The organism is Chimaeribacter coloradensis, assembly GCF_002858715.1.
Lineage (GTDB): Bacteria > Pseudomonadota > Gammaproteobacteria > Enterobacterales > Enterobacteriaceae > Chimaeribacter > Chimaeribacter coloradensis.
In genome coordinates, this window is the sequence record NZ_PJZH01000002.1 from 114,143 (window position 1) to 134,793 (window position 20,651).

Genomic DNA, 20,651 nt, shown 5'->3' on the forward strand with positions numbered 1-20,651 from the left:
TTTGCCTTTTCACGCCGTGACCCGGCATGCCTGAGGCCTTTACTTGCTGGTGTCGAGTTCCGGGAAGTTTTTCACCAGATCGTCGATGGCTTTCATCTGCATCAGGAACGGCTCGAGCTTGTCCAGCGGCAGTGCGGACGGGCCGTCACACTTGGCGTTGGCCGGGTCCGGGTGCGCTTCAATGAACAGGCCGGCCAGGCCGACAGCCATACCGGCACGCGCCAGCTCAGCGACCTGACCACGGCGGCCGCTGGAGGCGGCACCGAACGGGTCGCGGCACTGCAGCGCGTGGGTCACGTCGAAGATCACCGGGTGGCCGTTGGTGGCCTGGATCATGACGTTGATGCCCAGCATGTCCACCACCAGGTTGTCGTAGCCGAAGTTGCTGCCGCGGTCACACAGGATCACCTGATCGTTGCCGCCCTCTTTGAACTTCTCAACGATGTTGCCCATCTGGCCGGGGCTGACGAACTGCGGCTTCTTGACGTTGATCACTGCACCGGTTTTCGCCATCGCTTCAACCAGGTCAGTCTGGCGGGCCAGGAAGGCCGGCAGCTGGATCACGTCCACCACGTCCGCCACCGGCTGCGCCTGCCAGCTCTCATGCACGTCAGTGATGATTTTCACGCCGAAGGTCTGTTTCAGCTCCTGGAAGATCTTCATGCCTTCATCCAGGCCCGGGCCGCGGTAAGAGTGGATAGAAGAGCGGTTGGCTTTATCAAACGAGGCTTTAAACACGTACGGGATGCCGAGTTTCTGCGTCACGGTCACGTAGTGTTCGCACACCCGCATCGCCATGTCGCGGGATTCCAGCACGTTCATGCCGCCAAACAACACGAACGGCAGATCGTTCGCGACGTTGATATCACCAATGCTGACCACTTTTTGTTTCATGCTTTCGCCTTTATTCAGGGGAGATAAATTGACTATGTCACACCGCACGCTTAATGCAGCACGATCCGTTTCTCTTCCAGCGCCTCAAGTTGTGTCTTGAGCACCTGCGAAACCGGGTCGTCGGGACACTGCTCAATAAAATAGCGCAGATCGGCGTGGGCAATATGCTCACAGTCGAGGTGGGCATAAATCAGCCCGCGATCGCGCCGTTCATACGGGTCGTCCGGGTCGAACGCCAGAATGGCCTGGCTGGCGGCCAGCGCCAGCTCCATCTGCTGCTCTTCCATCAGCGACGCTTTGAGCGTGTCCAGCATCCGGCGTACCACCAGGGTATTGTCGCACTCATCAATGTCCTCATCTTCCAGTTGCGCGCCGAAACCCAGGTTGCCCTTGATCCAGGCCTGCAACGTCTGTTCGCTGAGGGTTTCCCCGTTCAGGGGGTTGATGAGCCACATTTCATCATCGAGCCAGTCCGCCCGCAGGATGAGCTGGGTCGGGAAAATCACCGGCGAGAGCGGCAGGCCGATCGCCCCGGCGATGTGTAAAAACAGGGTGCCGAGGGAGACCGGCGTGCCTTCGCGCGACGCCAGCACCTTATCCAGCCAGATGGCGTCGGAGAGGCGGTAGATGCCCCCTGCGCCGCCGAAGCCCCAGGTCTGGTAGAACAGCACAATCAGCGCCTCGAGCCGCTGCTCCTGATTGTCACCCGGCGGCACCGCCTCACGGGCCTCGGCCACCAGCGCGCGCAGTTGCCGCGCCACGTCGCCGCCCGGGAAATCAGCGCGGATCGCCTCGGAAATGCGGATCATCCCCGCACTTAACGGGACATCATCAAAAGCAAACTCAGCCACACTACTCATTCATTATCCTAACAACAGCGGCACTTTCGTGACCGCCAGTTTCACAATCATCACCAGGCAGATCAGCGCCAGAACAAAGGCGGCCCAGCGGGCGGGCTGGCTGCGCGGCTTTTTGCTCAGGGCCACGAAGCCCAGCGCAATATAGATAATAACGCCGAATAACTTTTCCGTCAGCCATGCGCCCTGCGGGCTGAAGGGATAAAAATGGGTGATCATCACCAGCGCGACGCCGCTGAGCAGCAATACCGTGTCATTGATATGCGGGACAATGCGCACCCAGCGCTGCTGCAGGCGCGGCGACTGGTGACAGAGCCAGAAAAAGCGCACCACCAGCAGCGTGACGCTGAGCAGTACCGTGAGGATATGCAGATCTTTTACCCATACATAAGCAGCCATGACGTTGTCCTTAATCGTGTGTCAGGTAAATCAGCCGGCCCAGCGGCCGAAGGTAATGCGGTCATTGCCGCCGTAATCCTGCCGGGTGGCCACATCACTAAAGCCGCGCGCCGCCAGGCAGGCGCGCACCGCGGCGGCCTGCTGCCAGCCATGCTCCAGCAGCAGCCAGCCGCCGGGCACCAGAAAGCCCGGCGCGTCGCCGATGATATGCCGCAGGTCCGCCATGCCCTGCTCTTCTGCCACCAGCGCCGACGCGGGTTCGAAGCGCACATCGCCTTCGGCCAGGTGCGGGTCGGCGGCATCAATATAGGGCGGGTTGCTGGCGATCAGGTCAAAACGCGCGCCCGCCACCGGCGCAAACCAGCTGCCGGTGAGGAACTGCACATTCGTTATGCCCAGGGTCGCGGCGTTCTGCTGTGCCAGCGCCACCGCCTCCGGCTGCCGGTCAACGCCGGTGACCTGGTCCTGCGGGCGCTCGCTGGCCAGCGCCAGGGCGATCGCCCCGGTGCCGGTGCCGAGGTCGAGCACACGGCAGGCGGTATGCGGCAGGCGCGCCAGCGCCTCTTCCACCAGACATTCGGTGTCGGGCCGGGGGATAAGGGTTGCGGGGGAGACCGCCAGCGGCAGTGACCAGAACTCACGGCGGCCGATCAAATAAGCGACCGGCTCGCCCTGCACGCGGCGCGCCAGCAGTGCCTCAAGGCGGGCATGCTCCGCGTCACTCAGCAGGGTCTCCCCGAAGGCGAGAATAAAGGTGCGCGCCCGGCCGGTGACATGGCCGAGCAGGATTTCAGCATCGCGGCGCGCGCTGTCACTCTGGGTGAGGCGCGCCGTGGCGTCAGCCAGCCAGCTGCGGAAATCCATTACTCTTGCTCAGACAGGGCAGCCAGCTGGTCAGCCTGATACTCCTGCACAATTGGCTGGATCAGCGCGTCGAGTTTGCCCTCCATCACCTCGTCGAGACGGTAGATGGTCAGGTTGATGCGGTGATCGGTCACGCGCCCCTGCGGGAAGTTGTAGGTGCGGTTACGGTCGGAGCGGTCGCCGCTGCCGAGCAGGTTACGGCGGGTAGAGGCTTCCGCCTGCTGGCGTTTCGCCATCTCGGCGGCGTGGATGCGCGCGCCCAGCACCGAGAGCGCCTTGGCTTTGTTTTTATGCTGGGAACGCTCATCCTGGCACTCCACCACGATGCCGGTTGGCAGGTGGGTAATACGGATGGCGGAATCGGTGGTGTTGACGTGCTGGCCGCCCGCGCCCGAGGAGCGGAAGGTGTCGATTTTCAGGTCACCGGCGTTGATCTCCGGCAGCTCCGCTTCCGGCACTTCCGGCATCACGGCCACGGTGCAGGCGGAGGTGTGGATGCGCCCCTGGGATTCGGTTTCCGGCACCCGCTGCACGCGGTGGCCGCCCGACTCAAATTTCAGCTGGCCATAAACGCCCTCGCCGGAAATTTTGGCGATCACCTCTTTGTAGCCGCCATGCTCGCCTTCGTTGGCGCTCATGATCTCGACCCGCCAGCGGCGGCCCTCGGCGTAACGGCTGTACATGCGGAACAGGTCACCGGCAAAGATCGCCGCCTCGTCACCGCCTGTCCCGGCGCGCACTTCCAGGAAGCAGCTGCGCTCATCATCCGGGTCTTTCGGCAACAGCAACAGCTGCAACTGCTGCTCCAGCGTCTCCAGGGCGGCCTTGCCCGCCTGGATCTCCTCCTGCGCCATGTCACGCATTTCCGGATCGTCGAGCATCATCTCAGCGGCCTGCAGGTCATCCTGCACCTGTCGCCACTGCTGGAAGCAGCGGGTCACATCGGCCAGCTGGGCATACTCGCGCGACAGGGCGCGGAAACGATCTTGATCGGCGATAACGCTGGCATCGCCAAGCATCGCCTGGACTTCTTCGTGGCGCTCTTGCAACGCGTCCAGTTTGGCAACAATAGAGGGCTTCATGCGTGCTGTTTAACCTTGTTTCTTGTAGCGGATGTCTGATGTTTTTCGTTGAAAATTATGGCTTTTCCAGCCCAAGGGTGTCACGCAGAATGTGCAGCTTTTCCACATCGCCCGACTGCGCGGCCTGCTGCAGCGACTTGGTCGGCGCATGGATCAGGCGGTTAGTGAGTTTATGCGCCAGCTCATGGATCACCGCCTGCACATCCGCGCCCTGCGCGATGGCGGCCAGCGCCCGCGCTTCCATCTCGTTGCGCACGTTGTCTGCCTGGGCGCGGTAGTCGCGGATCATCTCCACAGCCCCCTGCGAGCGCAGCCAGGCCATAAAGTTGGTGCTCTCCTGGGCGACGATGGTCTCCGCCTGGATGGCGGCAGCCTTACGCTGGGCCAGGTTGTTCTGGATGATGGAGTGCAGGTCGTCCACGCTGTAGAGGTAGGCGTTGGAGAGCTTGCCCACTTCCGGCTCGATGTCACGCGGGACGGCGATGTCCACCAGCAGCATAGGCTGGTTGCGGCGCGCCTTGAGCGCCCGCTCTACCATGCCTTTGCCGATGATCGGCAGCGGGCTGGCGGTGGAACTGATGATGATGTCGGCATCCGCCAGGCGGGCGTCGATCTCCGGCAGGGTGATCACCTCAGCGCCGACCTCATCCGCCAGGGCCTGGGCGCGTTCGCGCGTGCGGTTGGCGATCATCATATGTTTGACGCGGTGCTCGCGCAGGTGGCGCGCCACCAGCTCGATCGTCTCGCCCGCGCCGACCAGCAGCACGTTCAGGTCCGCCAGAGATTCGAAGATCTGCCGCGCCAGGGTACAGGCCGCAAACGCCACGGAGACCGCACTGGCGCCAATGTCGGTTTCAGTACGCACTCGCTTGGCGACAGAGAAGGATTTCTGGAACAAGCGCTCAAGCTCGCCCGACACCGAATGGCCGCGCTGCGACTCCGCAAAGGCTTTCTTCACCTGCCCCAGGATCTGCGGCTCGCCCAGCACCAGCGAATCCAGCCCGCTGGCCACGCGCATCAGGTGGCTGACCGCCTCATTATCATGGTGCCAGTAAAGGCTCTGGCGCACCTCTTCCTCGCTGAGCTGATGGTAATCACACAGCCAGGCGACCAGTTGCTCTTTGAGGTTCTCCTGCTCCTCCACACTGAGGTACAGCTCAGTACGGTTACAGGTAGACAGCACAACGCCCCCCTGCACCAGCGGTTGCCGGAGCAGGCTGTTCAACGCCTGATCGAGGGTATCCGGGGAGAAGGTCACCCGTTCACGCAACGACACCGGCGCGGTTTTATGATTTATACCTAATGCAAGCAGGGTCATGGGAATGGCTTTGAATAATACTTATCTTGATATGGGATTGGTCTGAGCGGCATTCTACTTGATGCGCGGGATCAATAAAAGTAACACCGCATTATCAGTGCAATTGATGAAAAGCCGTTTCCGGTCATTTTCAGGAACATAAGAATATTGACGCTCCCCGGCAAGCCCGTTAGCGTGGAGAGCTTGTGTTAGGATTAAAGACCATTTTAAAGGATATGACGATTTATTATGCCAAAGCCACCGCGTAACGTCCCACGCCTGCGCCTGCTGCGCCTGCTCCCGCTTGCCAGCGTGCTGCTGGCCGCCTGTACCCTGAACGCCCCGCGCGGCCCGGCCACCAGCCCGGACTCCCCGCAGTGGAAACAGCATCAGCAACAGGTTCAGCAACTCTCCACGTACCAGACCCGGGGGGCCTTCGCCTACCTCTCTGACCGGCAGAAGGTCTATGCCAACTTCTTCTGGCAGCAGTTCAGCCCCACCAGCTACCGCCTGCTGCTCACCAACCCGCTCGGCAGCACCGAGATGGAGCTGAAAGTGCAGAACGGCGTGGCGCAGCTGACCACCAAAGAGGGCAAGCAGTACGTCAGTGATAACCCGGAAGAGATGCTGCAGAAGCTTACCGGCATGGCGATTCCGCTTAACAGCCTGCGCCAGTGGATGCTGGGCCTGCCGGGTGACGCCACCGACTTCACGCTGGATGACCGCTACCGCCTGAACGCCCTGACCTACCGCCAGAACGGCACCGAGTGGAAGGTGGAATACGCCGGGTATGATGATGAGGTGCTGCCGGTTCTGCCGAGCAACCTGACGCTGACCCAGGGCGAACAACGCATCAAGCTGAAAATGAACCGCTGGACCCTGAAATAAGATGACGCACTACTGGCCCTCCCCGGCAAAACTGAATCTGTTCCTTTATATTACCGGCCGCCGCCCGGACGGCTACCACCTGTTGCAGACGCTGTTCCAGTTCCTCGACTACGGCGACACCATCAGCACTACCCTGCGTGATGACGGAAAAATCGTGCTGGCAACGCCGGTAGCGGGTGTGCCGGAGGCGCAGAATTTGATGGTGCGCGCTGCCCGCCTGCTGCAACAGCACTGCGAGGCGCATCAGATTGACAGCCTGCCGCGCGGTGCCACACTGAGTATTGAGAAAGTGTTGCCGATGGGCGGCGGGCTGGGGGGCGGCTCCTCCAATGCGGCCACGGTGCTGGTGGCGCTGAACCAGCTCTGGCAGTGCGGCCTGAGTGATGACACCCTGGCGGCGCTGGGCCTGCAGCTCGGCGCGGATGTGCCGGTGTTTGTGCGCGGCCACGCGGCCTTTGCTGAAGGCATCGGCGAGCAGTTGCAGCCCGCCTCACCGGAAGAGAAGTGGTATCTGGTGGCGCACCCGGGGGTCAGCATCCCGACGCCGCTGATTTTCGGCGATCCAGGCCTGACGCGTGACACCCCGGCGCGGCCGCTGGAGACCTTGTTGCGGACGCCCTACGCAAATGATTGCGAAGCGATTGCAAGAAAACGTTTTTACGAGGTTGAACAGCTTCTTTCATGGCTGTTAGAATACGCGCCGTCACGCCTGACTGGCACCGGAGCCTGTGTTTTTGCTGAATTCACCACAGAATCCGCTGCCCGGCAGGTGTTAAATCAAGCTCCTGAATGGGTAAACGGTTTTGTTGCGCGCGGTGTGAATGTTTCGCCGCTGCACCGTGCCCGCCGGGAGCGTGGAACCGCGAAGTAAACACAGCGTGCGCCGCTGCACCTGGGTTTACCGCCCTCCACTGATACACCGTATGTATATTGCGGCCTTGTCACACTTCGCCCGGTGATGAGGCCGACGATATCTTCTCTGGACGCAAGCCTGAGGTTCTTCTCGTGCCTGATATGAAGCTTTTTGCTGGTAACGCCACCCCGGAACTAGCACAACGTATTGCCAACCGTTTGTACACCAGTCTTGGTGACGCCGCTGTAAGTCGCTTCAGCGACGGCGAAGTCAGCGTGCAAATCAACGAAAATGTACGCGGTGGTGATATTTTCATCATCCAGTCCACCTGTGCACCTACCAATGACAACCTGATGGAGTTGGTTGTGATGGTTGATGCGCTGCGCCGCGCTTCTGCTGGCCGCATCACCGCGGTTATCCCTTACTTTGGTTATGCCCGTCAGGATCGCCGCGTGCGCTCTGCCCGTGTGCCGATCACCGCGAAAGTGGTGGCGGACTTCCTCTCCAGTGTTGGGGTTGACCGTGTGCTGACAGTGGATCTGCATGCTGAACAGATTCAAGGCTTCTTCGATGTGCCGGTAGACAACGTCTTTGGCAGCCCGATCCTGCTGGAAGATATGTTGCAGCAGAACCTGGAGAACCCGATTGTGGTCTCTCCGGACATCGGTGGTGTGGTACGCGCCCGCGCGATTGCCAAACTGCTGAATGATACCGATATGGCCATCATCGACAAACGCCGCCCGCGCGCCAACGTCTCCCAGGTGATGCATATCATCGGTGACGTCGCCGGCCGTGACTGTGTGCTGGTTGATGACATGATCGACACCGGCGGTACCCTGTGCAAAGCAGCCGAAGCGCTGAAAGAGCGCGGTGCCAAACGTGTATTTGCCTACGCGACCCACCCGATCTTCTCAGGCAACGCCGTTGAGAACATCAAAAACTCTGTGATTGACGAAGTGATCATCTGCGACACCATTCCGCTGTCGCCGGAGATCCGCGCCCTGAGCAAAGTGCGTACGCTGACGCTGTCCGGCATGCTGGCTGAAGCCATCCGCCGTATCAGTAATGAAGAGTCCATCTCTGCGATGTTCGAGCATTAATCCTGTGTGGCCGTTACCGGCCACCAGGCAGTGCACGACGCCCTAAAAAAAACCGCCGGTTCTGCCGGCGGTTTTTTTATGCGTAAGCTGCACAATGATTAATGCGTTTAATGATTAGTGGGGGTGATGTGACCGGCTGCAGCGTTTGTCAAAATGCTTGACCCACCAGTAACGGTCGCACACCTGTTCGCGGCCGCCGATACGCGCCCCGGCCAGCCACAGCAGCGCGCCGATGAAGATGCTCATAATGGCACCGTGGGCGAAATATTGTGGCAGATTAAGCTGCGGCATCTGGTTAAGGATAGAGTAGCCGACGCCGCCCACCATGGTCAGCAGGCCCAGCCCCATCAGCAGGTTACCCGCCAGCGTTGCATGTTTACGTCTCATTTCACACCTCCCTGAAGTCACCCGATCGGTTATCGGAGCTAATTGATGAAAGTATAGGCAGAGCTTATGACCGGAGTTGCGGAGGGGATCACAGAAGGCGAAGAACTTTTGACAAATCTTTACGGAAATCGCGTTTTTTAATTAACATTAACAATAATTTATAAAGTTCATTATTCAAGTTTTGAGGTATTTGCCGCTGCCCTGCCCCCGCTTTTGTCATCACGCCCTTCCACAGGTAAACTAGCCGGCTCTATTTCCTGTTAAGTGAACTCCCGTGAGCAGCATAAAACTCATCGTTGGCCTGGCGAACCCAGGTGCCGAGTATGCCCAGACCCGCCATAACGCCGGGGCCTGGTACGTCGACCTGCTGGCGCGCCAGCACAATGTCTCCCTGAAAGAAGAGAGCAAATTCTTCGGTTACACCGGCCGCCTGACCCTCGCCGGGCAGGATGTGCGCCTGCTGGTGCCTACTACCTTTATGAACCTGAGCGGCAAAGCGGTGGCCGCGATGGCGACCTTCTACCGCCTCAACCCGGATGAGATCCTGGTGGCCCATGATGAGCTCGACATCCCGCCGGGCGTGGCGAAGGTAAAACTGGGCGGCGGCAACGGCGGCCATAACGGCCTGAAGGATATTCAGAGCAAACTGGGCAATAAACCGAACTTCTACCGCCTGCGCATCGGCATCGGCCATCCGGGTGATAAGAATAAAGTAGTGGGGTTTGTGCTCGGCAAGCCACCCGCCAGCGAACAGCAGCTGATTGACAGTGCGATTGATGAATCCCTGCGCTGCACCGAGATCCTGATGAAAGAGGGTCTGGAGAGAGCCGTGCAGCGGCTGCACGGCTTCAAAGCGTAAACAGAGCGGGCCGGGTGCCCGCTCTTGCTTTATCAGGTGCGGCGGACCTCGCCTGCGCCTGCCTCGCCCGCTTCCGGCTGGTAATCCTCTTCCGCGACAAAATAGCGTGGGTCATCCAGCTCATGGCTACAGAACGGCCCGGCCTTCGCCAGCAGCCGCACGCAGTCCGGGCTGAGGTGGCGCAGGCGGATGCGCTTGCCCGCCTCCAGGTAACGGCCGGTGAGTTTGTCGATCGCTTCCACGCCGCTGGCGTCCATCACACGGGTGCCGGCAAAGTCGAGAACCACCTGATCCGGGTCGTTGGCCGGGTCAAACAGCTCAGCAAAGGAGGCGGCGGAGCCGAAGAACAGCGGCCCCTCAAGCTGGTACACCGCCAGATCCCCTTTCTGCTGGCGGCGGCGCACGCTGATGCGCGCATGTTGCCAGGCAAAGACCAGCGCGGAGATAATCACGCCGCTGATCACCGCCATCGCCAGATCGGTAAAGATGGTAATCAGCGTCACCACCAGCATCACCAGCACGTCCGCTTTCGGCATCCGGCGCAGGCGGCGCAGCGAGCTCCACTCAAAGGTGTTATAGCAGACCACCAGCATAATCCCGGCCAGCGCCGCCACCGGCAGCAGGCCGATATAGCCTGACAAACTCACCACGAACAGGATCAGCAGCAGCGCGCCGACAGTGCCGGAGAGCCGCCCGCGGCCGCCGGAGGTGAAGTTAATGATCGACTGGCCGATCATCGCGCAGCCGGCAAAGCAGCCGAACATGCCGCACAGGGCGTTGCCTGCCCCCTGGGCGATGCTTTCACGATTACCGTTGCCTTTCTTGTTGCCCATTTCGTCCAGCACGGTCATGGTCAGCAGCGACTCAATCAGCCCCACCAGCGCAATCACCACCGCATAAGGCAGCACAATGCGCAGCGTTTCCAGATTCAGCGGCGCGGCCGGCAGGTGGAAGCTCGGCAGCGTGCCGGAGATGTCCGCCATGTCGCCTACCCGCAGGGTGTGCAGGTTAAAGCCGATGGCCACCGCCGATACCACAATCAGCGCTGCCAGCGAGGAGGGAATCACTTTGGTGAGTTTCGGGAACAGGCAGACCACCAGGATCGCCAGCAGCACCAGGGCGTACATCATCGGCCCCTGCCCGGCGATCATATGCAGCTGCGCCAGCATAATCACAATCGCCAGCCCGTTCACAAAGCCGTGTACCGCCGGCAGCGGCACCAACCGGATAAACTTGCCCAGGCGCAGCACACCGATGGCGATCTGGATAACCCCGGCGAAAATCGTCGCCCACAGCACGTAATCCATGCCGTGCTCACTGGCGAGGCTCATCAGCACCACCACAATCGACCCGGCCGCGCCGGAGACCATGCCCGGCTTGCCGCCGAACAGCGCCGTCACCAGCCCGATAATAAAGGCGGTATGCAGGCCGACAATCGGTGACAGCCCCGCCACCAGTGAAAACCCGACCGCTTCCGGCACCATAGACACCGCCACGACACAGCCGGCCAGCACGTCATTTTTGACGCCGGCCAGCCTGGCGTTATTCATTCCAGACATAAGGAATTCCATCTTTTATTTTGAACAGCACAACCGCTTCCCTCAGGGGGAATATGAGATCACCGCAGGCACGGTGGAGTGCAGCGCATCAGGCTGCGGAGGAGGGGTAAAGCTCAGGGTGGACTAGGCAGAAAATACATCCGGCGCGTTTCCTGTCAGTTAAAAAGTGGTAGCAGTATCGGTAAAGCCTGCGTGAAAGGCAAGCCGCAAGGCAACGGCCAGATGCGGATCGAGATAAACACGCTTTCCGTGTATAATAAGGGATAAGTGTGCAATTCATTCATGCGGCCCAGATTAACCGCATGATATTTAAGCGATTAAGGTGAGAAAAACATGGGATTCAAATGCGGTATCGTCGGCCTGCCGAACGTGGGTAAATCTACGCTGTTCAACGCCCTGACCAAAGCGGGCATTGAGGCGGCGAACTTTCCGTTCTGCACCATAGAACCCAACACCGGTGTGGTGCCGATGCCGGATCCGCGTCTGGACCAGCTGTGCGAGATCGTCAAGCCTCAGCGTGTGGTGCCGACCACCATGGAATTCGTCGACATTGCCGGCCTGGTGAAAGGCGCGTCCAAAGGTGAAGGCCTGGGCAACCAGTTCCTGACCAACATCCGTGAGACCGAGGCGATCGGCCACGTGGTGCGCTGCTTCGAGAATGACAATATCATCCACGTGAACAACAAAGTTGACCCGGCCGATGACATTGACGTGATCAACACCGAGCTGGCGCTCTCTGACCTCGACACCTGCGAACGCGCCATTCAGCGTGTGCAGAAGAAAGCCAAAGGCGGCGACAAAGACGCCAAGGCCGAGCTGGCAGCGCTGGAGAAATGCCTGCCGCAGCTGGAAAACGCCGGTATGCTGCGCGCGCTTGACCTGAGCGCCGAAGACAAGGCCGCGATCCGTTACCTGAGCTTCCTGACGCTGAAGCCGACCATGTACATCGCCAACGTCAATGAAGACGGTTTCGAAAACAACCCGTACCTCGACAAAGTGCGTGAAATCGCCGCGGCCGAAGGCTCCGTGGTGGTGGCCGTGTGTGCGGCGGTGGAGTCGGACATCGCTGAGCTGGAAGATGAAGACCGCGCCGAGTTCATGGCGGAGCTGGGCCTGGAAGAGCCGGGCCTGAATCGCGTGATCCGCGCCGGTTACCAGCTGCTGAACCTGCAGACCTACTTCACCGCCGGTGTGAAAGAAGTGCGCGCCTGGACGATTCCGGTGGGTGCCACCGCCCCGCAGGCGGCCGGTAAAATCCACACCGATTTCGAAAAAGGCTTTATCCGCGCCCAGACCATCGCCTTTGATGACTTCATCACCTACAAAGGTGAGCAAGGTGCCAAAGAAGCCGGCAAAATGCGCTCCGAAGGCAAAGACTACATCGTGAAAGATGGCGATGTGATGAACTTCCTGTTCAACGTCTGATTTTCCCGCCGTACTGAGAAGCAGGGCGAATGCCCTGCTTTTCCTCCAGCCCGTGCGTGACTGCTTTCCGTTTTCTGCTTCTCCTCTCTGCCTGCACCCGTTTTCCGCTTTCCAATTTCTGCTCCTCCTCCCTCCTGCGCCCTGTTTCCCGCTTTCCAATTTCTGCTCCTCCTCCCTGCCTGCGCCCTGTTTCCCGCTTTCCAATTTCTGCTCCTCCTCCCTGCCTGCGCCCTTTTCCCTTTGCCGATGCTTTCCCCGCCGTGCTGCCCTTTAAGTATGTTGTAACAAAAAGCCGTTCAGCGGATTCCCCGCCTCCTGCCGGATGTGACCGCGCCGCCACTTTTCAGCGTAAGTTACTGCAATGTTAAACAGCGCGCAGGTTTTCGCCGCCACATCGCTTATAACTAAAACGCTGTTCCGACTTTTCTGCCGCCCGCGGCCCGCCCTTTGACATGGAGACTTCCAATGGCTACCCCGATCTTTTCCGGCGTCATCCCCCCGGTGCCCACGATTTTAACCGCCGATGAACAACTCGACCGCCCCGGGATGGCGCGGCTGATTGACCATGTCATCGAAGGCGGCGTGAACGGCGTGTTCTTTCTCGGCAGCGCCGGGGAGTTCGCGCACATGGGCAGCGCCTTACGGCATGAGGTGGCGGAGTTCTGCACCGCGCATGTGGCCGGCCGGGTGCCGGTGCTGATTGGCGCGGCGCACCCCGGCACGCGTGAAACGCAGGCGCTGATTACCCACGCCCACGGCTGCGGCGCGGATGGCGTGGTGGTGGTGAACCCCTATTACAACCCGCTCTCGGAGGAGAATCTCGGCCGCTACTACCAGACCCTGGCCGACGCCTCGCCGCTGCCGATTCTGCTCTACAACTTCCCGGCGCTGACCGGCCAGAACATCCCGGTCTCACTGATTAAAACCCTGGCGGAGCGCTGCCCGAACATCGTCGGCCTGAAAGACACGGTGGACACCCTCAGCCACCTGCGGGAAACCATCCAGGCGGTGAAACCGGTGCGGCCGGATTTCGCGGTGTTCGCCGGGTATGACGAGTACCTGTTCGGCACCCTGATCCTGGGCGGTGACGGCTGCATCCCGGCCAGCGCCAACTTCGCCCCGGAACTGACCTGCGGCATCTACCGCGCGTGGCAGGCGCAGGAATTTGGAACCATCATCGGCCTGCAGCAGCGGCTGTCGCACATTCCCCAGCTCTACAGCCTGGATTTGCCCTTCTATAACGTGGTGAAAGAGGCGATCAGCCAGGTGGGCGTGGACATCCCCGTCCACTCCCTGCAACCGGCACAGCCATTGAGTGAGGAGAAGCGCCAGGTGGTACGGGAGGTGCTGCGCCTGAGCGGCATGATTGGCTGATCACACACCCAGTGACGCCCTGTTCCGTTGAGCAGGGCGTGCGCGTTAGTCATCCGCGCAGACAGGCACCTCCCCCTCCCGCGCACGTTTAGATCATAATACAAATCGAAATCATTACCATTTCCTATCATGCTCGCTTACACTGAGTCACAGAGGCCGTGCCGGAATCTTTACCCGGGCGGGAGGACTGATGACAAGATTTCTGGTGCCAGACGCATGACGATGCTGACAATTTTAGACTCCTTTGCCGATGGCCCGCTGGACTGGGTCAAAACCATGTTCGTCCCTTACGATGCGGATGCAGAACGGGTGGTGCCTGCCGGCCGCCTGCTGACGCCGGAAGGTGCGCGTGACCTGCTCTCCGCTTATCTCGCCGCCCATGACGCCGCCGAGCACCGCGCCCGCGTCTCGATGTGGTCACAGTGGTATTTTGCCCGCCTGCTGCCGGTGTGGGTGATTGTGAACCTCTCCCACCAGTGGCAACTGCCGATCAGCGCTGACCGCGTCTGGTTCCAGCTCAATGAGGATGGCCTGCCGCTGCAATTTATGTTGCAGGGCGACGGCGAGCCGGTCACCGAGACCGACCCGCTGGTGCGTTTTGCCGGCATGGTGCAGCACATTGCGCCGGTCTGCCAGATCCTGGCGGACCTCGCCGGGCTGAAGCCGGGCATCTTCTGGAACAATGCCGCCGTACGTATCCAGTGGGGCATTGAGCAGGCGGAACTGATCAACGCCGATGTCACCCCCGGCCAGGCGCTGCTGACCGCCCGCACCCTGTGCGACGGCAGCAAAAACGCGCTGTTCGAACCGACGCGCCGTGAAATCCCGACCGATGCTGCCAGCCCCTCGTTCCGCCGCCAGTGCTGCCTGCGGTATGAACTGTGCGACCATGAGATGTGCCCCTCCTGCCCGCTGCTGCTGGCGGAAAAACGCCGCCGCCCCGCCACCGTCTGAGCAGAAAAAAAGCGTTAGCCCTCAGCGGGCTGCGCTTTTGCATTTGCTTATACAGAAAAAGAGTTTGATCTTACCCGGTTATAACTATAAATATGGAGCCGACCCCGCAAACGATTTCCCTGTGATGCGGGCTGACTTTGACCACGAGGTAACGATCATGAAAACGAGCACGTCTGCCCGCGTCTCTGCGTCGTTGAAGGGCCTGGCCGCACAGGTTACGCTGTTCTCCGCCACGCTGCGCGCCTCCCTGCTGGTGCCGGTCTCCCAGACCTGGCGCACCCTGACGGGGCAACAGGCCCCGCTGGATGCCCGGGTCGTCCGCCGTTATGCCCTGCCCTCCTCGCGGACGTTCAGCGTGGCGGAAGGCTTCTTCGGCTTTATCCCGATTGAGTCGTTTGAGTGCGAGCGCTACGTGCTGGAAGTGACGCATAACGGCCGCTGCTACCAGGTGGAAGTGCCGCAGCAGGTCTACCATCAGGTGGCGGTGGGCGAGCAGATCGCGATTCACACCCACTGATCGCCGCCCATAAAAAAAGAGCCGGGATGGCTCTTTTTTTATGGCTGGGCAGACTCAGACAGCGGGCGAACGGCTGCTGCGCTTCTGCGCGTACATCAGCGCGTCCGCCTGCGCCAGCAACGCCGCCACCTCCACCGGTTGCGCGCCGTCATAATCTATCTGCCCTACGCTGTAACAGAGCGCGTAGCCGCGCCCGCTCTCCGCATTGTGGGCTGCCACCCGCGCCAGCAACCGTGCCACCGCCTGCTGCGTCTCGTGTTTCCCGGCATTGGTCAGCAGCACCGCGAACTCATCGCCCCCCAGCCGCGCCACCACATCGCTGTCACGCAGGCTCTCGCGGATCAGCGCCGCAAAGGTTTTCAGCGCCCGGTCGCCCTCGGCATGGCCGAAAGTGTCATTGATCTCTTTAAAGCCGTTCATGTCGAAAAACAGCAGCGAGGCGGGCAGCCCCAGCCGGTGGCACACCTCCAGCGCGTGCTGGCCCAGCGCCTCAAACCCGCGGCGGTTGGAGATCTGCGTCAGCGCATCCATGGTCGCCAGTTGCATGGCGGTGATCTCCTGCTCCGCCATCGCGGCCAGGTCACGCAGCAGCATCCGGTCTTCCTCATTCAGCCGGTGCGGCACCGTGTCCAGCAAACAGAGCGTGCCGAGTTTGACACCGTCCGGCACCACCAGCGGGCAACCGGCATAAAACCGGATGCCCGGCTCACCCACGACCAGCGGATTGTCGTGGAAGCGGGCGTCATGCTGCGCATCCGGCACCTCCATGATGCCGTCTTCCAGAATGGCGTGGCCGCAGAAGGAGACATCCCGCGGCGTTTCCTGCACCGCCAGCCCCTGGCAGGACTTGAACCACTGGCGGTTCATGTCCACCAGCGACACCACGGCAATCGGCACATTGAACAGCCGCCGTGCCAGCCGGGTCAGGCGGTCAAAGCGCTCTTCCGGCAGGGTATCGAGGATATTGTAGGCGCGGAGGGTAGACAGGCGGTGTTGCTCATCGGAAGGTTTGGCAGGCGGTTGCATAACACTCTCATTTCCTGGTGGGGCCAACTATGGGCAAAAAGGGGGCAATGTGCTGACATTGCCGCCGAGGCCACTATTCAAACATGGTTAAAAACGAAAGTCACTCTTGGAAAAACAGGGCATTGCGTACGGAAAGGGGGAATCAGCAACCGTCCGCCTGTCCGCCCCGGCATTGCACCGGAGGCGGGAGGGCTACGACGGAGTGGGCAGAGTTACTCTGCCCGGAGGGAGTTCATATCGATCACAAAACGGTATTTGACGTCGCCGCGGCTCATGCGGGCGAACGCCTGCTCAATTTCATCCATGCGAATTACTTCGACATCAGCAGTGATGCCATGTTCCCCACAAAAATCGAGCATTTCCTGTGTTTCTTTCATGCTGCCGATCGAGGTGCCGGCAATGCTCAGGCGTTTGAACACCATCGGGGTGATGTCCGGGGCCTGATGCGGTTGGTCAGGGATGCCGACCAGGATCAGTTTGCCGTTGCTTTTCAGCGTCGACAGATAGGGGTTGAGGTCATGCGGAGCCGCCACACAGTTGAGGATCAGGTCCAGGCGGTTCGCCTGCGCCGCCATCTGTGCGGCATCGGTGGAGACCACCACCTCTTTTGCGCCGAGGCGCAGCGCGTCTTCGCCTTTGCCCGGCGAGGTGGTAAACAGCACCACCTCCGCGCCCATGGCGGTGGCGAGTTTCACCGCCATATGGCCCAGCCCGCCGAGGCCGACCACGCCGACGCGCTGGCCCGGCTGCACCTGCCAGTGTTTCAGCGGTGACCAGGTGGTGACACCGGCACAGAGCAGCGGGGCCACGGCGGCCGGGTCGAGCTGTTCGGGCACGCGCACCACAAAGTCCTGCGCGACCACGATGTCGGTGGCGTAGCCGCCAAAGGTGGTGGTGCCGGTAGCCGGTTCGTCGCCGTTATAGGTGGCGGTGAAGCCCTCGTCACAGTACTGCTCGTCTCCTTCACGGCAGGCGCTGCACTGCCCGCAGGAGCCAACCATCACACCAACGCCGACGCGCTGGCCGACCTGGAAACGGCTGACGTTCGCGCCGGTTTCGGTGACGTGGCCGATAATCTCATGGCCCGGCACCAGCGGGTAGCGGCTCATGTTCCACTCATTACGGGCCATATGCAGATCGGAGTGGCAGACGCCACAAAACGCGATCTCAATCCGGACGTCATCCGGGCCGGTGTCCCGGCGGTCAAAGTGGAAAGGTGCCAGCGCAGTCTGCGCGCTCTGGGCGGCGTAGCCAAAAGATCGTTTCATTGGAATCCCCGTTTTTGAAGGGGGCGAACCCTAAAGCCTGCGGCACCTCACATCAAGTTTTCAGCGCAGGGAAATGTGCCAAAATGTGGCAGCGCCCCGCCCGCCTGCGGCTTGCCTGCACACGCCTTATGCAACGCGCAGGCGCACGGCTCACCCGCCCTGAGCGGTGGCCGGTGCATTGCGCCGTCTGAACATCCGGACGGCTGGAGGCGTTACATTATTTTACAACCTTGTTGTTTAATCACCCAGAAAACCCGCGACCGGCGGCCTGGTTTTCCGTAACGTTTTTGCCTTATTTTTCAACTGTCGGCCTGCCTGTTCCCCCGCTTTCCGGCTGCCTTTCAGGCCGGTTTACCGCCGTAAAAAAGCTCAGATAGCAGCGATAGTTTGACTCCCCCGCTGCGTAGATGATAATCGTTATCACTTTTATTGACTCGATAAGGGATGCTGATGACAGATACCCCTACCCTGCGCCGGGTGCAATGCTGCATCGCCGGCGGCGGCCCGGCGGGCATGATGCTCGGTTACCTGCTGGCGCGCCGCGGCATTGAGGTTGTGGTGCTGGAGAAACACGCGGATTTCCTGCGCGACTTCCGGGGCGACACGCTGCACCCTTCGACGCTGGAGATAATCCACCAGCTCGGCTGGCTGGAGGAGTTCCTGCAACTGCCACACCAGCGGATGGAGCGGCTCCAGGCGGAGATGGGCGGCCGGGAGATGACAATTGCCGATTTCACCCGCCTGCCGACCCGCTGCAAATTTATGGCGTTTATGCCGCAGTGGGATTTCCTCGATTTTCTCCAGCGCAAGGCGCTGCTGCTGCCGAACTTTACGCTGCTGATGGAGACGCGCGTCACCGCCCTGCGGATGGATACCGCGCAACGCGTGACCGGTGTGGAGGCGATGACGCCGCAGGGCGCGTTACAGATTGAGAGCGATCTGGTAGTGGGCTGTGACGGCCGCCACTCCACGGTGCGGGCGCTGGCCGGGCTGAGCAGCCGGAGTTTCGGCGCGCCGCGTGATGTGCTATGGCTGAAGATCCCGAAACAGCCCGATGACCCGGCGTGGTCGACCGGCCACCGCGGGCCGCGCAAGAACTTCATCATGATCGATCGCGGCGACTACTGGCAGTGCGGCGTGTCGATCGACAAGGGCACCCTGCCCGCGTTGCAGGCGGCGGGGCTGCCGGCCTTTTTGCAGCAGGTGGCGGCCAGCGCCCCCTTTGACGCCGCCCGGCTCGCCTCGGCCATCACGGACTGGGATCAGGTGAAGCTGCTGAGTATCCGCATCGACCGGCTCGACCACTGGGCGCGGCCGGGGCTGCTCTGTATCGGCGACGCGGCACACGCCATGTCACCGATTGGCGGCGTCGGGGTAAACCTGGCGATTCAGGACGCCGTTGCCACCGCCAACCTGCTGGCCGCGCCGTTACAGCAGGGCGTGCCGACCCTGCGCCAGCTCACCCGCGTGCAGCGCCGCCGCACCTTCCCCACCCGGGCCACGCAATTTTTGCAGGTGATGATGACGCGCCGCGCCGGCGGCAACAAACGCCCCCCGGCCCCGATCCGCGCCCTCGGCCGCTGGCTGCGCGACCGCCCCTGGCTCCCCTTCCTGTTCGGCCGTTTGATCGGCGTCGGCTTCCGGCAGGAGCTGCCGAAGTAAGCGAGCCTCCCGGATGCTGCGGTTCATGCAGCATCCGCCCCGCCAGCCATCAATAATTTATCTTTTAAATCAGTAAACTATATCAATTTTCTATAGCCCATTTTGTCTACCCGCCTCCTCTCCCACGTGCTGGAATAGCCGCCGCCACGTATTTACTTAAAGGAAAACACAATGGGATGGAATAAACATGCCGCGGCGATCTACGCCAGGCAACATGCGGGGTCAACGTCACAAAGAAGGTGTGCGGCCTTTACCCGCCGCGCTATCAATGCAGGCGGTATAGACATTGGTCAGACGTTACATGCAAAAGAGTATGGCCGCTTACTCAATAACGCAGGTTTCACGGTTATTGGTACAGGGGAAGCCCCGCAAGAGGGTGATGTTGTGGTTATCCAGCCTTACCGGGGCGGTAACGAAAGTGGGCATATGGCGATATATGACGGGCAACACTGGTATTCCGATTTTCGTCAGCGCGACATGTGGGGCGGGCCGGGTTACCGTTCAGCTCAGCCCGCGTATAAAATTTACAGGAAGCACTGATGCGCATACTTTTCCTGTTCGTTTTGCTGTTATCCGGCTGTGCTGCGTCTACGGCCACGCCTGAGCAGCAGGTTGATGCGTTTTACCGTTTCTATCTGAACGCGTTTGTCAGCGACAGCGGCGAGGACGCCTATAACTCCCCCATTATGCGCCGCTACGTGGCGGCAGAGACATTGAGCCGGTTGATCACCATTGAAAAGATCGGGGAGCAGCAGATCGTCGGTTCCGATTATTTTATCTATGGTCAGGACTACGTCCCGGAATGGATCGCCGGATTACAGGTGGGGCCGGCCACTGACTATCTGGGCGGCAAAATGCTGGACGTCCGGCTCGGCCGGGAAGCTGGCAACACGCAGCACCTGCGCGTCTACCTCCGGCACGAACAGGGCCGCTGGAAACTCTACCGGGTCAGAAACCTCAGCGATGGCTATGAACAGCCGATTTTCGATGATAACGCCCTCGCCGCCGCCCAAGCCCACGCCGCGACACTCGTGCAATAAAATATCCCCTGCTCTTTCCTTATATATTCAAAGGATTGCAGAGGTAACAGAGGTAGCAGAGGCATAAAAATCATTACCGAACGGAGACGCAGGCCATCACCCTCCGCCTTCAGCGAAATGAATCACCCCTACCATTTCCTTACATACCCACAAATTTGCAGAAATGGCGGGGGCATAAAAATCATTACCGAGTGGAGACGCAGGCCATCACCCTCCGCCTTCAGCGAAATGAATCACCCCTACCATTTCCTTACATACTCACAAATTTGCAGAGATGGTGGGGGCGTAAAAATCATTGCCGAGTGGAGACGCAGGGCCGGGTGAGCGGACATGGATGTCCGCGAAA

At 60.7% G+C, this 20,651-nt stretch carries 21 protein-coding genes; 11 read left to right on the plus strand and 10 right to left on the minus strand.

What is annotated here, in order from left to right:
* Nucleotides 1–39 precede the first annotated feature (39 nt).
* From kdsA to hemA, 6 genes are read right to left on the minus strand one after another with little or no spacing between them, the layout of a single operon-like run.
* Nucleotides 40–894, minus strand: coding sequence for a 3-deoxy-8-phosphooctulonate synthase (kdsA, locus tag CYR32_RS02840; RefSeq protein ID WP_101822386.1), 855 nt, complete (start codon nt 892–894; stop codon nt 40–42).
* Between the two features lie 50 nt (nt 895–944).
* Nucleotides 945–1,754 carry an invasion regulator SirB1 gene (gene sirB1 / locus CYR32_RS02845; RefSeq protein ID WP_101822389.1) on the minus strand — a complete coding sequence of 270 codons (810 nt, stop codon included), beginning with the start codon at nt 1,752–1,754 and terminating at the stop codon, nt 945–947.
* A 3-nt stretch (nt 1,755–1,757) separates the two neighbouring features.
* Nucleotides 1,758–2,150 (minus strand): SirB2 family protein, encoded by a 393-nt coding sequence (locus tag CYR32_RS02850; protein WP_101822392.1) that lies wholly within the window; start codon nt 2,148–2,150, stop codon nt 1,758–1,760.
* Between the two features lie 30 nt (nt 2,151–2,180).
* Entirely contained in the window at nt 2,181–3,014 is an 834-nt protein-coding gene (prmC, locus tag CYR32_RS02855; RefSeq protein WP_101822395.1) for a peptide chain release factor N(5)-glutamine methyltransferase, read from the minus strand.
* The gene (gene prfA, locus CYR32_RS02860) at nt 3,014–4,096 is read right to left on the minus strand and encodes a peptide chain release factor 1 (protein WP_101822398.1); all 1,083 of its coding nucleotides are present in this window, start codon (nt 4,094–4,096) and stop codon (nt 3,014–3,016) included. The genes prmC and prfA overlap by 1 nt, the downstream gene beginning before the upstream one ends.
* A gap of 55 nt (nt 4,097–4,151) precedes the next feature.
* Complete coding sequence (gene hemA / locus CYR32_RS02865) at nt 4,152–5,414, minus strand: glutamyl-tRNA reductase (protein WP_101822400.1); 1,263 nt, start codon at nt 5,412–5,414, stop codon at nt 4,152–4,154.
* A gap of 228 nt (nt 5,415–5,642) precedes the next feature.
* Here hemA and lolB point away from each other — a divergent pair, with 228 nt between their 5' ends.
* From lolB to prs, 3 genes are all read left to right on the plus strand, one after another.
* Complete coding sequence (gene lolB, locus CYR32_RS02870) at nt 5,643–6,281, plus strand: lipoprotein insertase outer membrane protein LolB (RefSeq protein ID WP_101822402.1); 639 nt, start codon at nt 5,643–5,645, stop codon at nt 6,279–6,281.
* Nucleotide 6,282: 1 nt separating this feature from the next.
* Nucleotides 6,283–7,152 (plus strand): 4-(cytidine 5'-diphospho)-2-C-methyl-D-erythritol kinase, encoded by an 870-nt coding sequence (ispE, locus tag CYR32_RS02875; protein WP_101822405.1) that lies wholly within the window; start codon nt 6,283–6,285, stop codon nt 7,150–7,152.
* A gap of 134 nt (nt 7,153–7,286) precedes the next feature.
* Nucleotides 7,287–8,234 (plus strand): ribose-phosphate diphosphokinase, encoded by a 948-nt coding sequence (gene prs, locus CYR32_RS02880; RefSeq protein ID WP_101816112.1) that lies wholly within the window; start codon nt 7,287–7,289, stop codon nt 8,232–8,234.
* A 114-nt stretch (nt 8,235–8,348) separates the two neighbouring features.
* Here the strand turns inward: prs and ychH are convergent, their stop codons facing one another.
* Complete coding sequence (gene ychH, locus CYR32_RS02885; RefSeq protein ID WP_101822411.1) at nt 8,349–8,621, minus strand: stress-induced protein YchH; 273 nt, start codon at nt 8,619–8,621, stop codon at nt 8,349–8,351.
* A 274-nt stretch (nt 8,622–8,895) separates the two neighbouring features.
* Here ychH and pth point away from each other — a divergent pair, with 274 nt between their 5' ends.
* Complete coding sequence (pth, locus tag CYR32_RS02890) at nt 8,896–9,480, plus strand: aminoacyl-tRNA hydrolase (RefSeq protein ID WP_101822413.1); 585 nt, start codon at nt 8,896–8,898, stop codon at nt 9,478–9,480.
* Nucleotides 9,481–9,512: 32 nt separating this feature from the next.
* On the opposite strand, the gene CYR32_RS02895 is transcribed toward pth, so the two are convergent.
* Nucleotides 9,513–11,039, minus strand: a complete 1,527-nt coding sequence (locus CYR32_RS02895; protein WP_101822416.1) for a SulP family inorganic anion transporter — start codon at nt 11,037–11,039, stop codon at nt 9,513–9,515.
* A gap of 333 nt (nt 11,040–11,372) precedes the next feature.
* On the opposite strand from CYR32_RS02895, the gene ychF reads away from it, so the two are divergent.
* From ychF to CYR32_RS02915, 4 genes are all read left to right on the plus strand, one after another.
* Nucleotides 11,373–12,464 (plus strand): redox-regulated ATPase YchF, encoded by a 1,092-nt coding sequence (gene ychF, locus CYR32_RS02900; protein ID WP_101822418.1) that lies wholly within the window; start codon nt 11,373–11,375, stop codon nt 12,462–12,464.
* Nucleotides 12,465–12,929: 465 nt separating this feature from the next.
* Nucleotides 12,930–13,838, plus strand: coding sequence for a dihydrodipicolinate synthase family protein (locus CYR32_RS02905; protein ID WP_101822420.1), 909 nt, complete (start codon nt 12,930–12,932; stop codon nt 13,836–13,838).
* A gap of 216 nt (nt 13,839–14,054) precedes the next feature.
* Nucleotides 14,055–14,792: a siderophore-iron reductase FhuF gene (fhuF, locus tag CYR32_RS02910; protein WP_241523738.1), complete on the plus strand. Its 738-nt coding sequence runs from the start codon at nt 14,055–14,057 to the stop codon at nt 14,790–14,792.
* 157 nt (nt 14,793–14,949) lie between these two features.
* Nucleotides 14,950–15,309 carry a hypothetical protein gene (locus CYR32_RS02915; RefSeq protein ID WP_146000661.1) on the plus strand — a complete coding sequence of 120 codons (360 nt, stop codon included), beginning with the start codon at nt 14,950–14,952 and terminating at the stop codon, nt 15,307–15,309.
* Nucleotides 15,310–15,363: 54 nt separating this feature from the next.
* On the opposite strand, the gene CYR32_RS02920 is transcribed toward CYR32_RS02915, so the two are convergent.
* Both CYR32_RS02920 and CYR32_RS02925 read right to left on the minus strand, forming a co-directional pair.
* Complete coding sequence (locus CYR32_RS02920; RefSeq protein WP_101822426.1) at nt 15,364–16,335, minus strand: GGDEF domain-containing protein; 972 nt, start codon at nt 16,333–16,335, stop codon at nt 15,364–15,366.
* Between the two features lie 212 nt (nt 16,336–16,547).
* The gene (locus CYR32_RS02925; RefSeq protein ID WP_101822428.1) at nt 16,548–17,603 is read right to left on the minus strand and encodes an NAD(P)-dependent alcohol dehydrogenase; all 1,056 of its coding nucleotides are present in this window, start codon (nt 17,601–17,603) and stop codon (nt 16,548–16,550) included.
* A gap of 450 nt (nt 17,604–18,053) precedes the next feature.
* On the opposite strand from CYR32_RS02925, the gene CYR32_RS02930 reads away from it, so the two are divergent.
* The 3 genes from CYR32_RS02930 (at nt 18,054) to CYR32_RS02940 (ending at nt 20,305) form a co-directional block, all read left to right on the plus strand.
* A complete protein-coding gene (locus CYR32_RS02930; protein ID WP_101822954.1) occupies nt 18,054–19,265 on the plus strand; it encodes an FAD-dependent oxidoreductase in 1,212 nt (403 codons plus the stop codon).
* 171 nt (nt 19,266–19,436) lie between these two features.
* On the plus strand, nt 19,437–19,805 hold the full coding sequence (locus CYR32_RS02935) for an NlpC/P60 family protein (RefSeq protein WP_101822430.1): 369 nt from the start codon (nt 19,437–19,439) through the stop codon (nt 19,803–19,805).
* Nucleotides 19,805–20,305 carry a YqhG/Tai3 family protein gene (locus CYR32_RS02940; RefSeq protein ID WP_101822432.1) on the plus strand — a complete coding sequence of 167 codons (501 nt, stop codon included), beginning with the start codon at nt 19,805–19,807 and terminating at the stop codon, nt 20,303–20,305. Before CYR32_RS02935 ends, CYR32_RS02940 begins: the two co-directional genes overlap by 1 nt.
* Nucleotides 20,306–20,651: the final 346 nt, after the last annotated feature.